The organism is Terrimonas ginsenosidimutans (assembly GCF_022012415.1).
GTDB lineage: Bacteria > Bacteroidota > Bacteroidia > Chitinophagales > Chitinophagaceae > Terrimonas_A > Terrimonas_A ginsenosidimutans.
On sequence record NZ_JAKLTR010000017.1, the window covers coordinates 1 to 15,096 of the forward strand.

At 45.6% G+C, this 15,096-nt stretch carries 14 protein-coding genes; 5 read left to right on the forward strand and 9 right to left on the reverse strand.

The annotated features are described in order from the left end of the window. Positions 1–568: 568 nt before the first annotated feature. Positions 569–1,297 (reverse strand): LytR/AlgR family response regulator transcription factor, encoded by a 729-nt coding sequence (locus LZZ85_RS22100; protein ID WP_237875541.1) that lies wholly within the window; start codon positions 1,295–1,297, stop codon positions 569–571. Continuing rightward, the gene (locus LZZ85_RS22105) at positions 1,294–2,793 is read right to left on the reverse strand and encodes a sensor histidine kinase (protein ID WP_237875542.1); all 1,500 of its coding nucleotides are present in this window, start codon (positions 2,791–2,793) and stop codon (positions 1,294–1,296) included. The genes LZZ85_RS22100 and LZZ85_RS22105 overlap by 4 nt, the downstream gene beginning before the upstream one ends. Before the next feature lie 197 nt (positions 2,794–2,990). Between LZZ85_RS22105 and LZZ85_RS22110 the strand changes: the two genes are divergently transcribed. Both LZZ85_RS22110 and LZZ85_RS22115 read left to right on the forward strand, forming a co-directional pair. Then, positions 2,991–3,893, forward strand: a complete 903-nt coding sequence (locus tag LZZ85_RS22110; protein ID WP_237875543.1) for an ABC transporter ATP-binding protein — start codon at positions 2,991–2,993, stop codon at positions 3,891–3,893. Then, positions 3,887–7,417 carry an ABC transporter permease/M1 family aminopeptidase gene (locus tag LZZ85_RS22115; RefSeq protein ID WP_237875544.1) on the forward strand — a complete coding sequence of 1,177 codons (3,531 nt, stop codon included), beginning with the start codon at positions 3,887–3,889 and terminating at the stop codon, positions 7,415–7,417. Before LZZ85_RS22110 ends, LZZ85_RS22115 begins: the two co-directional genes overlap by 7 nt. A 185-nt stretch (positions 7,418–7,602) precedes the next feature. Here the strand turns inward: LZZ85_RS22115 and LZZ85_RS22120 are convergent, their stop codons facing one another. The 6 genes from LZZ85_RS22120 to LZZ85_RS22145 all read right to left on the reverse strand — a co-directional run bounded on the left by LZZ85_RS22120 (position 7,603) and on the right by LZZ85_RS22145 (position 11,906). Continuing rightward, on the reverse strand, positions 7,603–8,514 hold the full coding sequence (locus LZZ85_RS22120) for a transporter (protein WP_237875545.1): 912 nt from the start codon (positions 8,512–8,514) through the stop codon (positions 7,603–7,605). 175 nt (positions 8,515–8,689) lie between these two features. Beyond that, a complete protein-coding gene (locus tag LZZ85_RS22125; RefSeq protein ID WP_237875546.1) occupies positions 8,690–9,331 on the reverse strand; it encodes a DUF2911 domain-containing protein in 642 nt (213 codons plus the stop codon). A gap of 18 nt (positions 9,332–9,349) precedes the next feature. Then, positions 9,350–10,360: a cytochrome-c peroxidase gene (locus tag LZZ85_RS22130; RefSeq protein WP_237875547.1), complete on the reverse strand. Its 1,011-nt coding sequence runs from the start codon at positions 10,358–10,360 to the stop codon at positions 9,350–9,352. An 8-nt stretch (positions 10,361–10,368) separates the two neighbouring features. Further along, positions 10,369–11,181: an MbnP family protein gene (locus LZZ85_RS22135; protein ID WP_237875548.1), complete on the reverse strand. Its 813-nt coding sequence runs from the start codon at positions 11,179–11,181 to the stop codon at positions 10,369–10,371. A gap of 91 nt (positions 11,182–11,272) precedes the next feature. Beyond that, on the reverse strand, positions 11,273–11,425 hold the full coding sequence (locus tag LZZ85_RS22140; protein ID WP_237875549.1) for a hypothetical protein: 153 nt from the start codon (positions 11,423–11,425) through the stop codon (positions 11,273–11,275). Positions 11,426–11,534: 109 nt separating this feature from the next. Beyond that, positions 11,535–11,906, reverse strand: a complete 372-nt coding sequence (locus LZZ85_RS22145) for a hypothetical protein (RefSeq protein WP_237875550.1) — start codon at positions 11,904–11,906, stop codon at positions 11,535–11,537. A gap of 152 nt (positions 11,907–12,058) precedes the next feature. On the opposite strand from LZZ85_RS22145, the gene LZZ85_RS22150 reads away from it, so the two are divergent. From LZZ85_RS22150 to LZZ85_RS22160, 3 genes are all read left to right on the forward strand, one after another. Further along, positions 12,059–12,430 carry a hypothetical protein gene (locus LZZ85_RS22150; protein ID WP_237875551.1) on the forward strand — a complete coding sequence of 124 codons (372 nt, stop codon included), beginning with the start codon at positions 12,059–12,061 and terminating at the stop codon, positions 12,428–12,430. A 67-nt stretch (positions 12,431–12,497) separates the two neighbouring features. After that, entirely contained in the window at positions 12,498–13,499 is a 1,002-nt protein-coding gene (locus LZZ85_RS22155) for an MBL fold metallo-hydrolase (protein ID WP_237875552.1), read from the forward strand. 184 nt (positions 13,500–13,683) lie between these two features. Then, the gene (locus LZZ85_RS22160) at positions 13,684–14,091 is read left to right on the forward strand and encodes a VOC family protein (RefSeq protein ID WP_237875553.1); all 408 of its coding nucleotides are present in this window, start codon (positions 13,684–13,686) and stop codon (positions 14,089–14,091) included. A gap of 88 nt (positions 14,092–14,179) precedes the next feature. On the opposite strand, the gene LZZ85_RS22165 is transcribed toward LZZ85_RS22160, so the two are convergent. Then, complete coding sequence (locus tag LZZ85_RS22165; protein WP_237875554.1) at positions 14,180–14,482, reverse strand: hypothetical protein; 303 nt, start codon at positions 14,480–14,482, stop codon at positions 14,180–14,182. Positions 14,483–15,096: the final 614 nt, after the last annotated feature.

The window sequence follows — 15,096 nt, forward strand, 5'->3', positions numbered from 1 at the left end:
AAGAGGAGGATTCGTTTGCGAGGAAGATTCGTTATAACTCAGTAGCTGTATCATAGTTTGAAAAGGATACTCTTCTATTGATATGTTTTATAATAAGGTAATAGAAAAACTTACTTGAACCGTAAGGTTACAATCCTGTCGAGGCCTTCTGCCTGCTTTAAGAGCGGCGGAATAGCGCAAATGGCGTTAAGAAAATTATGGGCGTAACCGACGAGCCGAAGGCGAGGGCGCTAAAATATTGTCTGAGCCAACACGCCAATCAATCCAAAACATTTTTCCGGCGAGTTTATTTTAGTGCCAGGTGCAGCCCATAATTTTTAGCCCCCGCATCGAGTGCGGGGCTGGCTATTTGCGCGTAGCCTTGATCTTTTTTTGCATCAAGGCAAAAAAAGTAAACAGAGTCTTTCGACCTCCCGTCGAAAAAAAGGCCCTTGCCCCTCCGGCAAAAAATGTAAACGGAGTCTTCGACCTCCCCTCGAAAAAACAGCGCCCTTGCCCGCCCGGCAAAAAACATACACAGAGTTTTTCGACGCTCCCCGGTCGAAAAACCGCCCCGCTGCCAGCACCTTCACCCCCCCAGCAGTTGCTTCACTTCCTGCCGGTAATTCTTCCCCACCGGAAGCTCTGCCCCATTCTTCAGTTTAATAAAATTCCCTTCGATATACTGCACAAACTTTTTGTTCAGTATAAAAGATTTATGAATGCGGATAAATTGTTCCGCCGGTAGTTGTTCTTCAAAGCTTGTCAGAGTTCTGGCGGTTAACAGGTACTTTTTTTCTTCCCATACTTTCACATAGTTACCAAGGCTTTCGAGGTAGTGGATCTCTTCAAGTTGTACCTGGATAAATTTTTTATCAGACTTGATGTAGATATGGGCTGGTTCTGTTTCTGTAGCGGGAGGAGCTGGTGCAAAGCTGGTGGTTCCGGATTGCTTCTTCAATGTATACATAGCCAGTGCGCGGTTCGCTGCTTTCAAAAAGCGATCGAAGCGAAATGGCTTCAACAGATAATCACACACATCCAGATCAAAACTCTCCAGTGCATATTCTTCATAAGCAGATGTGATGATCACCAGCGGCTTTTGCTGCAATGAACGAAGCAGATCGAGACCAGTGAGCCTGGGCATGCGTATGTCGAGAAAGATGAGATCTACCGTGTTGTGACTAAGAAACTCCATTGCTTCCGTTGCACGAAAACACTGCCCCGCCTTTTCCAGGAAAGGAACGTCTTCCATATATTTCAGGATCACATCATGGGCCAAAGGTTCATCATCCACGATCAGGCAACGCAAACTCATGTGAAATTGATTTGGAGTTCAGCTTTAAAAGTATGATTTTTTACTTCGGTATGCAGCCTGTGTTTACCCGGATAAAGTAGCTCGAGCCGTTTGCGCAGATTATCCAGGCCAATGCCGGTCTCCTTATCATTTCCTTTCTCAAAAGAATTACTGCAGGTAAAGATCAATTCACGCGGATCAGCCTTCAGCATCAGGTGTAAAAAGGCCGCGTCTTCCGCTGGCTCAATACCGTGCTTGAAAGCATTTTCTATAAAAACGATCAGCAATAAGGGAGCTATCTGCTGATAAGGATCCGCAATGTCCTGTTCAAAACGAAGATCAAGTGGTTGTCTCAAACGCATTCTTTGAAGATCCATGAAATCCTCTATATATCGGATCTCCTCTTCCAATCGCACCTTTTCTTCCCTGCCCTTATAGATCACATAACGCATAAGGTCGGATAACTGAAGGATACTGTCCGGCGTTTTTTCAGAATGATGAAGACTGAGTGAATACAGGTTATTCAACGTGTTAAAAAGAAAGTGTGGATTGATCTGTTGCTTCAGCAGATCCAACTCCGCCTGGGTCTTCTCTTTCTCCAGTGATACGATCTGGCTGTTCTGCCGGGTCCATTGCTGGGAAAGAAGAACCGGTAGCGTTAAGATCATTATGGATACCGCGCCTGCTGCATTTTCCGCAGCAAATGGATTGGAAGTAAAGATCGGGCCGAGCAGTCTATTTATCGGCAATATCATCAGCAGCTGAAATAAGACCGGGTACAGTATCGCTACAACTGTGAGCATACTGAGTACGTACGCGATCAATCCGTGTTTCTTTAACATGACCGCAACCAGGAAGCGGCTGTTAATAAGAAAGATGAGATAACCCGCCATATAGATCACCAGGAACTGCATGAACATACCGCAGAACATCCCAAAATGCCTGATAATCTGTGAAGGGTTCAGAACAAAGCCGATCAGCAATCTTTCTTCAGAATGAAAACGGGGATCATCCATACTGGATACGGCCATCGCGGACAGCATGACAGCAAGAATAACAAGAATGATAAACACCGCTTTCTCCAGACTAAGTTTTCTCACCCACGTAATTCCTGCGATCCTTTTGCGATAATAATCATTTGCAACAAGAAGCAATTCAAGTACGATCCCACAGATGGCACAGGCACCAAACAGCCAGCCGGGTATTTCCCTGTCTCCCATCCCTGGTCCAAGTAAAGCCAGCCCCGGGACGATCCCTCCGAAAAAAAGCAACCAGCAAAGAACGAACATACGCTTACTAAACGTTTTTTGCATTAATGGCTTGACCAGGGAGAATATGATCATTGGAAGCATCATCAGGGAAAGCAGGGCAAAGGTTCTGAAAAAGATCTTCCAATTGGCCGCACTTCCTTCCATCCCCATAATAACGGTGATCCATAACCAAAGGCCAAAGAAAAAACAGGCTTCGCGATATGTGATCAGCTTCTCGAGCACTCTTTTTCCTGTTAAATGTTGCATACCTGTAAAAAACGCACAATCCGGGCTGTCTGCAAAAACAGAATGATCAACGGATCTTTTTTGATGACGTAAGTAAGCCAGGTACGCTTCTCCGCTCTTTGAAGACGTTCATCCGTGATGCAATGCCTTTTCTCATTATTACTTTCCTGCTGCATGAGGCTATCCTACTTTGGCGCAGAAATCAACATAACACACACATGCAACACCTTGAAATTACTGATCTCTGTAAAACGTATAAGAACGGCGTAAAGGCGCTGGACAATGTCTCTTTGACGATCTCCAGCGGAATGTTCGGATTGCTTGGCCCAAACGGCGCGGGTAAGTCCTCACTGATGCGAACGCTTGCCACCCTTCAGCAACCCGATAGCGGCCAGATAAGTTTCGATGGTATCAACGTGCTGCAGCATCCTGAACAGCTGAGAATGCAGCTTGGCTATCTTCCGCAGGACTTTGGCGTTTACCCCCGCGTCTCCGCACTGGATCTGCTGGACCATATGGCTGTACTGAAAGGCGTACTCAATAAAAAGCAGCGAAAAGAACAGGTTGCTGCGTTATTGCAACAGACAAATCTTTACACTGAAAGAAAGCGCGCAGTCAGTTCATTCTCCGGGGGCATGCGTCAACGGTTTGGAATTGCGCAGGCATTGCTTGGAGATCCCAAACTGATCATCGTCGATGAGCCCACAGCAGGCCTTGACCCTTTGGAAAGGAACCGCTTCCATGATCTGTTAAGTGAGATCGGTGAAAACATCGTCGTACTGCTTTCAACACATATTGTGGAAGATGTTCACGATCTCTGTTCAGAGATGGCGATCCTCGCGGGCGGAAAAGTTATACTAAAAGGCAAACCGGCCAGCCTCACTCAGCAACTGGATGGTATGATCTGGAAGAAGATCGTACCAAAATCAGCTTTGCCGGTTTACCAGCAAACACTGGACGTGATCTCCACAAGACTGACCGGCGGACAAATAACCGTACACGCGATTTCCCCAACGCAGCCTGCTGAAGGCTTCGAATCATTTTATCCGGAACTCGAAGATGTATATTTCTCTGCGTTATTCGGCAAACAACCTGAAGTAAAAGGAGGTGTGATATGCTGAACAGATTATTACGATTTGAACTGAAATACCATTCCTCACAAACGGTTTTCCGGATCGCGTTACTTATATTCTTCCTGCTGGGCATGATAGCCGTTCGTGGCGGGTTTGGAAATGATGTTTATAAGAATAGCCCCTATGTGATCATGAATATAACCGGGCTGCTTTCTCTCTGTACTATTTTTTCAGGAACCCTGTTTTGTGCCAACGTTATACTGCGTGATAAAACATACAGGATGGATTCTATGCTGTTCACCACAAGCATACGTAAACGCAGCTATTTCATCACACGTTTCACCGGTTTGTTCCTGGCCGTGCTGATGAGCCTGGTGTGTACTTCGCTGGGAATGATCGCCGGTTGTTTTTTATTACCGTCATCAGAAGTTGGAACGTTCCATCTCCTGCACTACGTATACGCCATCATTACCATCGGCGCACCCAACGTCTTGCTGTGCTGTGCGATCCTGTTCAGCGCTGCGGTCCTGAGCAGTAGTATCCGTTTAGTATATGCTTCCGGAGTTCTGCTATACGTCTTTTACTGGGCAGGATCAATGCTCGGCAACTCCCCTCTGCTCGCCAATGCTGATCCGTTGAATGCACCGGGAAGCATGGCGTTGATCGCAGATCCGTTTGGGCTTTCGATCTTTTTCAGCGAAACAAAAAACTGGACGGCGCAGCAAAGGAATAGCCTGCTGATGATGCCCGAAGGGCTTTTCCTTGTGAACCGGTTGGCATGGACCACCCTATCATTACTGGTACTTGCACTTACTTTCAGATCTTTTCGTTTTGAACTGAAACTGCAGGAAACAAAAAAAATAAAGGAGAAAAAGATTGCCCTGTCAGCTCTCACGGCCTATCGACCGGTAAACACATCTGCAACCGGGTTCTCTTACGTATTGAAAGCATTCAGATCACAGTTTCGCCTGGAAACAGCCGCCCTGTTCAAACATATCCCTTTTATGGTCATGATGATCGTATGGGTCTTTATGTATGCCGTAGAATTGAAAGACACTTTGTTCGGTGGCATATACAGTATCCGATCCTACCCCGATACAAGCGTGATCATTGAGCAATTCGTGGTGATCAGGCCAGTATTGGTATTGATCATTTTCTATGCAGCCGAACTCACGTGGCGTGAACGATCTGCCAATATGCATTCACTCATCTACTCCAGCCCGCTGCGAAACATCATTCCCTGGGCGGCGAAGCTGGCCTGCCTGGCAGTCCTGATCGCATTTGTGATCACCGCTAACATCGGTATCGGAATTGCGATACAGGTCATGAGTGGTTACAGCCAGATCGACTTTACCGCCTACCTTCAGTTGTATTACTATTGTGGTATTCCCCTGCTGTTGTTTTCAGTGCTGATACTATTCATCATAACCTTATGTTCAAATAAGTACCTGGGAATAATGCTCGCAGCGCTGGTAACCGCCACCATCGTCTTCAGTGCCAGGCTGGGAATAGAACATTATATGTTGAGATACGCCTCTGTCCCTGAATTATTTTATACTGCGATGAACGGATTCGGCAGGAATGCAACCTCCTTCAACTGGTACATGCTATACTGGGGCTGTTTTGCGTTACTACTGTCAGCGATCAGTATCGGTCTTTGGCAGAATACCAGGGCAACAGGATTCAAACAACGATTGCTGCAACTCCGGAAGCAGTTCACGTTAAAAGCCTTACTTCTTCCAGCGGCCAGCATTGCGGTTATGATCGTCGCCGGCGGATGGATCTATCATCAAACAAATACTACTGGCGGATATAAAAGCCGCGGGGCAAAATTGCAATGGCAGATCGATTATGAAAAGAAGTACCGGGCGAAAGCGTTAACTATACAACCATTTATCACTTCCGTCAAAACAGAAGTAGACATCTTTCCAGCTGATCTTCGCTATACCGTAAGAGGAACATATCAACTGAAAAACGGGTCGGCAGTTCCCCTGGCCAGCCTCTGGCTTGGCATTGATCCATCTGTAACCTCTGCCGATATTGCCATAGCGGGTGCGAAACTACTCACCCACGATGCTGTGTTTGGTCAGTACGAATATGCGCTCTCCACTCCACTTAAGCCCGGCGATCGCATCAGCATTTTATTTTCCCTTGAGATCACCCGGTCGGGGTTTACTTCGTTCGATGCAGAAAATAACGTCGCCCCAGATGGCACCTATATAGAATTGGAGAAATTCCTTCCATACATCGGATACAACGACCGGTATGAGACAGATGATAAAGTAAGCCGGCTGGCAAACCATCTTCCGGAAAAACCATCCCTGTTGCCTCCTGATACATTGTATCACCTGGTGGATTATGAAACAACAATATCCAGTGAAAAAGGCCAGAGCGTAGTATCAGTTGGTTCGCTTAAAGAAACATGGGAGAAAAACGGTCGTTCTTTTTTCCGATATAGATCGGAACAACCTATTCCGTTCATGTTTGCGCTGAGTTCTGCGGCATACAAGGTAAGGTCCGAAATATACGACAATGTGAGGATCGAATTGTATTATCATCCGGGGCATGAAGCCAATACAACAGCGATGCTGCTGGGAATGAAAGACGCACTTGATTATTGCCGTAAAAACTTCGGCGATTATCCATTTTCCTCTCTGAAAATGGCGGAAGTGCCACAGTACGGCGGTGCCGCAACAGCTTATCCGGGAGTGATGTTCAACGCGGAGCGGATCAACTACCTGAGTGACTACCGCGATACAAGTAAAGTGAATCATGCTTATGCAATAGCTGCCCATGAAACCGCACATCAATGGTGGGGAACAAAGCTACAACCTTCAGCAGAGCCGGGAAGTAAAGTTCTGACAGAATCTCTCGCGAAGTATACCGAAAATATGGTGGTACAAAAAAGATTCGGACGATCATACCTCCGAAACTACCTGGAGAATGACAGCAGGCTTTATTTCATTTACCGTGAATTCGCAGAAGAGGAGCATACGATGGATACAGTGATCAATCAGCCCTTTGTTTATTACCAGAAAGGCGGAATCGGGCTGTATGCCATACAGGAAAGCATCGGTGAACAGCAAATGAGTGAAAAGCTGAAAAGTTTTTTAATGAAGCATTCTTCCACCGGGATCAGGGCAAACACAGCCGGTTTAAAACAGGCGCTGACAATTGGGGCATCTGAAAATGAAAATAACTTAATAACAGACCTGTTTAGCAAACGGATCACCTGGAACCTGTCTGTCGACAGGGCAACCATACGGCCATTACAAGACGGCCAATTCGAGATTGAATGCACTGTATCCGCCAGAAAAATGGACGGTTCCTTTCGCTCAACCCGGGAGATCCCGATCAGTGACAGCATTGATATTGCCGTTTTCGGCAACATTCCCGGCCGGCGGCCTTCAGTAGCAGAACCCGTTTACATTAATAAGTTTTTCCTCAATGGAAACAGTAACAAGTTCCGGTGGGTAATGAATGCGAAACCCGCGACCATCTGTGTGGATCCTTACTCCGTCATGCTCGAGAGTGATCGCGCTGACAACACTAAAGCTTTTCAGCAGGAATAGTTAACACCAATCCGTGCATTAAGAGAAGCTCCAAACCAAACGCTCTCTCATCCTCCTTCCAGAAGCCGGAAAAAACCGCCAGACGGAAAGATGATAAGAGAGCGTTTCAGTTTGGAGTTCACGACGAGTGTTTTGCCCCCATTTACTCCATTAATGAGATCAACGCCTTTGGTTGATCGCTGGACCTAAAAAGCAAGACCAACATGCATCATCACTCTATCTCTTCCCTTTAACTTCCCTTCCCCCAGTTCCTGGCTGAGCGGTGTCTGAAAGTTTGCGCCAACATTGATCCGGCCTATTGAGGTTTCGAGTCCGGCTGTACCAAGTAAAGCAAAGCCACCTGTCTCCCACGACTGTATATCTCTGGTCTTATGATCCTTTCCGGCACTTTCAAACATCACCCCTGCATTCGGGGCGACGGAGACTTTACCGGCGATATTAAGCCGGTGATAGAACAGCGCATTGGAAGTGAATTTATTTCCATACCTGTATTCATATTTATTGGATGTATTCATCTTGTAACCAATATTCAGGTTCAGCCCTGTTTGCCGGTAAGAAAGATCATACATTGCATGAACGGAAAGATCTACACTTCCTGTTCCCAGCTGAAAGGTATTCTGAGAGGCCTGTTGTATATTCTTATCTTCAGGATCATATTTCCCGGAAGGGAGCTTTGCACCTGCTCCTATCCATAACGAATGCCGGAGAACATCAGCATCGTTCGTTCTATTCAGCAATTGATAGTAGCCAATAACAGTGATATCCCCTATTCCCTGGTCTTTTATATTCTCCTGTTGGTTGGTCCGTTTTATAAAATTGTATGGAACAAACGCCGTCACTCTGAACTTACTGCCAAGATTGACGGCTCCCCATACCTCCACCGTATTATAAGCTTCGGTAGTGGTAAGATAATTGATACTGCCGCCTGGCCCGAGATGGTGCCGGAGGCTATTGTATTGATATCTTACACCGATGAACTTCTTGCGGAAAGAGGGCATAATACCGAGATAGGAACCACCTGATCCGGCGCCACATATATCGCAGGCGAACGAAGGAAGGGCATATAACAGGATGAGCAGGCTGCAGATCTTCTTCATGGTTTAACGATTTTAAATGCAATGTCGTTTAGTAAAGGATTTTTCCGAAAGTTCATTCGTTGGCCGATGACCGATGGCCGTTGGCCGAAAATACATATACCTACTAGTGTCGATACCCTATACCAATAGGTTCCATACAAATGCGGCCATCGGGCTGGTGTAGGACGATCTCTAACTAAACAACATTGGTTTTAAATGGGATAATGATCTCCACCTTTTCCCAGCGCATACTGATCTCTCCTCCGTCATTTGCTGCCGGCGTTACATAGTAGGTGAGCCGTTGGGTCATGGAGTTTTGCTTTGGCTGAACAGCGATCCTGACGATATCTTCATCCACTGAATAATCATCTGCCAGGTGCTGCTCGAACCTCGTATTCAGAATGACCTGCCAGCCTGATCTGCCGGGAATGGTGAACAGGCCGTACGTTCCCTTTGGGATCTCCTTCCCGCCAATAATCACCGGAGCGCTGAACTGGACGGTTGTTGCATTATGTGCACCTGTTGCCCAGACTTTATCATATGCGACCAGTCCGCCCCAGATGATCCGGTCCTTCACTCCCGGTGAACCATATTCTATATGAATATGTGTACCGTTGATCGTAGCCATTGCTGTTCTTACCGGGCTGCCTTTCATAGTATCCGGCCGGATCAATCCGGCATTTATACTGTCACAGTAGTTGCCGTCTGCCGGCGGCATCATATGGCCTTTATGGCCGGAAGAAACTTCGTTGCCTGATGTCTTTTCATTATCGCTGCCGCATGCGGTGAGCATGATCAGTAAGAACACCGGCAGTATTGCGTTGAATAAATGTTTCATTAAGATTTTTTTTAAATGCTATTGTTCTGCGAGCAACCGGTTGTTTAAGAATTTCCGGTCGCTAAGTGTTTTAAGAAATGTAAGAAGTTGAGTTCTTTCCGTCGGCTGAAGCCGGATCCCGTTTACCAGTGCAGGATCTATATTGGGTGTGGACTGCACGCCAGCATTGTAATGGTCCAGCACGGCATCCAGGTTAAGGAAACGACCGTCGTGCATGTAGGGCGCGGTAAACTCAAGGTTGCGCAGGCTCGGCACTTTGAATTTATACCGGTCAGTTTCATTCAGAGTTACCAGGTATCGGCCTTCATCATTATTTGGTCCGACAGGAATGCCGTTATTGCGAAATGAATGATCGGTGAATAAGGGTTCCTTATGGCAGCTGCCGCATTTCTCCCGGAAGATCATATACCCTTTTTCTTCAGCATCCGTGAAACTGGCAGTACCGTTCTTCACGCTGTCATACTTCGACTCACTGCTTACGCACATCAGCATAAACTGAGATAAAGCCTTCATGGTTCTCGCAGTGGTGATCTCTTCAGAACCAAATGCTTTTTTGAACAGTGCAGGATACTGTGGATGCAACCTGAGCTTTGCAAGAACGTTCTCAACGGTCTCATCCATTTCAACATGGTTAGTGATCGGGACGATCGGCTGAAGATCCAGATCGAAAACGCCGCCATCCCAGAAAAAGTTGGGCGACCATGCCAGATTCATGATAGCCTGGGAATTACGGCTTCCCAGGCGATCGTCAATTCCATGACTGACATCATGACCATGCTGTGTGAATGCAGACGACTGAATATGACAACTTCCACAGGAGACGGTATTATTTCTTGAAAGCCTGGGTTCGTAAAATAATTTACGACCCAGGATAAATCCATCTTCCGTAATGGGGTTATCACTCATCCGGTAAACCGGAGCAGGAAAATTTGCAGGCTGTTGAAAACCTCTGAAATGATCCATGATCTCCTTGCTGCAGGATATCAACAGGACAAAGCCTGCTGTGAATGAGATAAAACGGATATTCATAAGCTGGCTTAGTTTTCTGTATGATCATGATAGAATAGCGATGAATAATTAGCGGACACTTTTGTGCTGTAGTCACTGAACATCACAGTCGGATTTGTAGCAATGCTCAAAGTATTCGCCCCGTTGAACACTTTTAAGATATCAGCCATCAGGTGGATATTGGGCGTTCTGCCGTGTCTTGCCTGCATAATGCCGGAGGCTTTCAGATCGATCGTCACCTTCCTGATATTGTTGATCGTTGGCGCTGAATACCCTCCAAAACCACCGATATGGTAACGGAATTTACGCTGGCCACTTGGATCTACAGGTGCCGAAGGAGATATCCCTTCCATTTTAAAGAAGATATATCCACTGTTCCATCCCCAGTACATACCATCATCATGGCCTCCCGCTGGGTCAAGTACACCTGTCCTTTTGCTGATGTCCATTGTGCTTCTAAGACTATCGACACCAATAACAAAGCTCAGCTGATCATAATCGCCGGCAGGTATTTTAAACCTTGCAAACCGGGTTGACGGATCATTTTCCCTGACCAGGAAATAACTGCTGTCCTGATTGACGGTATATACTGATCCATCGGTTTTCCGGAGCGATATATTGCTGATATAATATTGCAACAGTGTTATATTGAATTGTTCCCCGGATGCATTGCTGTAGTTAACTGTATTCAGCAAAAGGTTCTGCCCGCCGATTATATTATCAAATTCGACAGTACCGGAGACGGGTTCCTCCAAAGGCTGCTCAATTTTTTCTTTCTTGCAGGTAGCGAAAAGCATGCTGCTGCTGATACAAAGAAGTAATATCTGTTGATATGTTTTCATGTTGAAGTTGTTGTAGAGATGATTTATTTCCGTTTGGGCAATACAATGCTCTTCCTCTTTTCAGAAGATTTTTTGAACAGCTATTGTATGATTACAAATAGCGTTTCAACGAGATCAATACACGCAGGATCTGATCATACTGCAGGAGAAGAATGGTTAGCCAGGCTACCCATATCAATGCAGTGAGCAATGCACGCATTCTCCTTGTCAGCATGGGATCGTACCAGTGGTAAGGACGAACCATGTTATTGACTTTAATAATAAAAAGATGACAGGTTTAAATGCCTGTAGTGCCGGCTATGATCGCGGCTGCCAGGATCTAAACATTGATCGGCTATAGGGAGAAGGCTCTCTCAACAATTGGGTGGATGGAAAAATGAAGAAGATCTGTCTACAGGGGTTCCTGTGTTTTCGTTGATATACTTTGTAGAGATCTCTATGACAATACCTGGAGGATTTACCAGGAAAGATGATTTGGAAGAGATCACTTCAGACTTCGCGGCCAGCTTGAGTTCCGGCGCCTGCTGTTCTTCCTTTTTGCGCTGCGCTTCTATTTTTTTCATCAACTGACACTTTCCCTCGCAGTGCAGCATGGGACGATATTTATTTTCGCAGTTGCGGAGATATTCTGCCTTGTTGATAACATAGCCTACATAAGAGAAGCCCTGGTCAAATGTTTGACCGAGAAAAGCCAGGATCAATATGAATGCGGCTATTTTTTGCATTGCACGGCAAAAGTAATGAATTAACGTGAACGAACACCAGTCGCTGCAAATGTACACGCATGCAGGAGATCCGCATTTCCCGGGAAATATTTATTGAATTGGAACATTTTGTTTTGGATTGCGTCAGATGGGTTTTAACCAAACTATTTTTTATGAAGAAGTTGTTTCTTTTAATTATTGTGATCTCTGTGGGAGTCGCTGCGTCCGCACAATTTGAAAATACAAAATGGAGAGGTATCGCGAATGTGCCGGAACCTTATGATTGCATGTTTGATTTTCGTAAGGATACTGTTTATCTGCTGGCGGGTGAATTTGGTGTGATCGAAACAATGAAATATGTCATTAGTGGTGATACGCTTGTATTCACAAAGATCGATGGCAAAAGTCCATGTGCAAAAGCGTCGGCTGGCTATTTCAAAATTGACGCAAAAGGCGATTCTTTTAAACTGACTTCATTGAAGGACGATTGTCCGGGAAGAGCTGAAGCATTTGTGGCAGGCCCGTGGGTACGCAGGAAAGATTGATGAATTTTGTCGGTTGGTGGCAGATTTGTGCCGGTAAAAGCCTGGATAAAATGCCGAATTTTACACAATGAAAGGAAAATGGCGTATCCCGAAGGAATCGGATCATTATATGAAAGGGCGGTTTCACAATCTTATCCCTACCACCACGCTGGCGAAAGGCAGCAGTATGACGAAAGTATTAGCCGAGCGTTTCAGAAGACCTGCTTCGGTCATCCCAACCCATGCACTGCCTTCGGTAAAAACGGATCTGCGATCGTTTGAATCTGATAAGCCGGCGATCATCTGGTTTGGTCATTCAAGTTACCTGATCGTATGCAAGGGTATCAGGATCCTGGTGGATCCCGTCTTCAGCAATTATGCGTCACCTGTTCCGGGTTTGGTCAAAGCATTTAAAGGATCGAACGTTTATACGGCAACAGATCTTCCGGATATCGATTACCTCGTGATCACGCATAATCATTATGATCACCTGGATAGAAAAACACTGGCAGCATTGTTACCCCGTGTTAAGCATCTGTATACATCAATGGGTGTGGCTAAATACTTACCGGAGGTTTCGTCATCAGTTGAAGTCACTGAGATGGATTGGTGGGAAAAGCAAACTCCTGAAGAAGGCATCGCCATTACAGCAACACCAGCGCGACACTTTTCAGGCCGCGGTCTTATACAAAACGAATCATTATGGTCGTCTTTCATACTGGAGCTGTTTGGCTACAGTATTTTTATTGGTGGCGATTCCGGCTATGGCCCGCATTTTAAGATGATCAGAGAAAAGACCCACGGATTCGATATTGCTTTACTGGAATGCGGACAGTACAACCTTGCATGGCATGATATACACCTCTTGCCTGAAGAGACGGCAGAAGTGGCCGCGGAACTTGGTGCAAAAGTGCTGATGCCGGTCCACTGGGCCAAGTTCGCTCTGGCCAATCATCCCTGGAATGAGCCGCCACAAAGGGTTACGGCCAGGGCCAGGGAATTAAATATCCCGATCGTGACACCTATGATCGGACAACCCTTACTAATCGGTGAAAAGTTTGATGGAGACAAATGGTGGGAGACGCCGTGAATCGGGTCATCGAAGTTCATCTGTTGTAGTATTTGTTACTGGTAAAGAATTAGCCGGAGGCGACAGGATGGTCAAAGATCGTCTGCGGTTGACGCTATTCCCATGCCTGAAAAATATAACAGGCAGCCGCTTCAGATGATCGTTAAAGTGTAATATTGGGGTATCAACTCATCAAAACAGAAAAATGAAAAAAGTTACAGGGATCGGTGGCGTCTTCTTCAAAGCGCAGGATCCGGAAAAGATCAAACAATGGTATAAAGACCATCTCGGTATAGATGCAGGTGCCTATGGCGCGGTGTTCGAATGGCGGGAAGATGCTGCTCCTGAAAAGAAAGGCGCTACCGCATGGAATCCCTTTGCAGATAACACTAAATACTTCGAACCATCCACGAAAGAGTTTATGATCAACTACCGCGTGGAAAATATCGAAGCACTGGTGGCAGAATTAAAAACCCAGGGGGTGACCATCCTGGACGATATCGCTACATATGACTATGGTAAGTTTGTACACGTTGTTGATATCGAAGGAAACAAAATTGAACTGTGTGGGAACCCGCCGGTGAATAATACTGCCAGGTGGCAATACAAATAAAAAGGCTCCGCAAACCGGAGCCTTTTTATTTTCGTAACCCCGTTGTTCTCAAGAAAGGGGTTAGCTATCGGTAAAATGTTCTAAATGATCAGGACATCATATTCGGGCGATCAACTGAAATAGCGTATCCAAGAGAGCCGTCAGGGCCTATCTGCATATCGATCCTCCAGCCTTCCATACGCAGCTCATCCATCACCGTAGGGTGATTATCAGCATAATTTAACAGGAAGGGGATCTGACGTTTCGCAGACTTCAGAGACTGCCATACTTCGAAGCGGGTCATCTGAAGATCGACTTCAGGCCTTTTGACAATTGCTACTGAAGTTGTTGGTTCCGGGGCAACAATGTACCGGGTAAAAAAGGATTGGATGAGTTGACGCCATTTTTTCATTATAGGGATATTAGTTGGTTGGATAGTTGCGGTTTTACAGTGTCGAAGTTAAGCTACCGCAAATTCTCCAGGTGTAGTTCATATTGGGAAATTGGTTGTCAAATATCTACTACAAATATGCTGCACATTACGTAAAAACGACCGTTTAGGAATATTATTTTTTTAGTTGATGACTAAAATCAAAACAAATCGGGGTAAGAGCTTGCCCACACAGGGATGATCCAGGCAAGATCCATTACAACGCGTGTTTGCAAGGTGTCAATTGCCTGCAATATGCAATGATCTATTCGTGCACATTCATGCTGATTCATGCATCATTCGCGCATAAAAAAGCAAAAGGCCACTGCTCTTCGCAATGACCTTCTGAATCTTTTTCTGGACGGTAAAAAGAAGAAGTTGACCGATATTGGATTGGTTTTTTAAAGGATTTAATTGGAACTGGTCTTTCGGTTGATATTGGATGGATTGATATAACTATCAATCAACTTCTGATACAAACATAAAGCGTTGAGCATTGATTACCAAGAGAAAAAATACCCGTTCTGGACTGTAAAACTACGATTACCGCAAATCAATCGTTTGCGTTCATAAAAAAACGGGTACGGGCCCGAAAA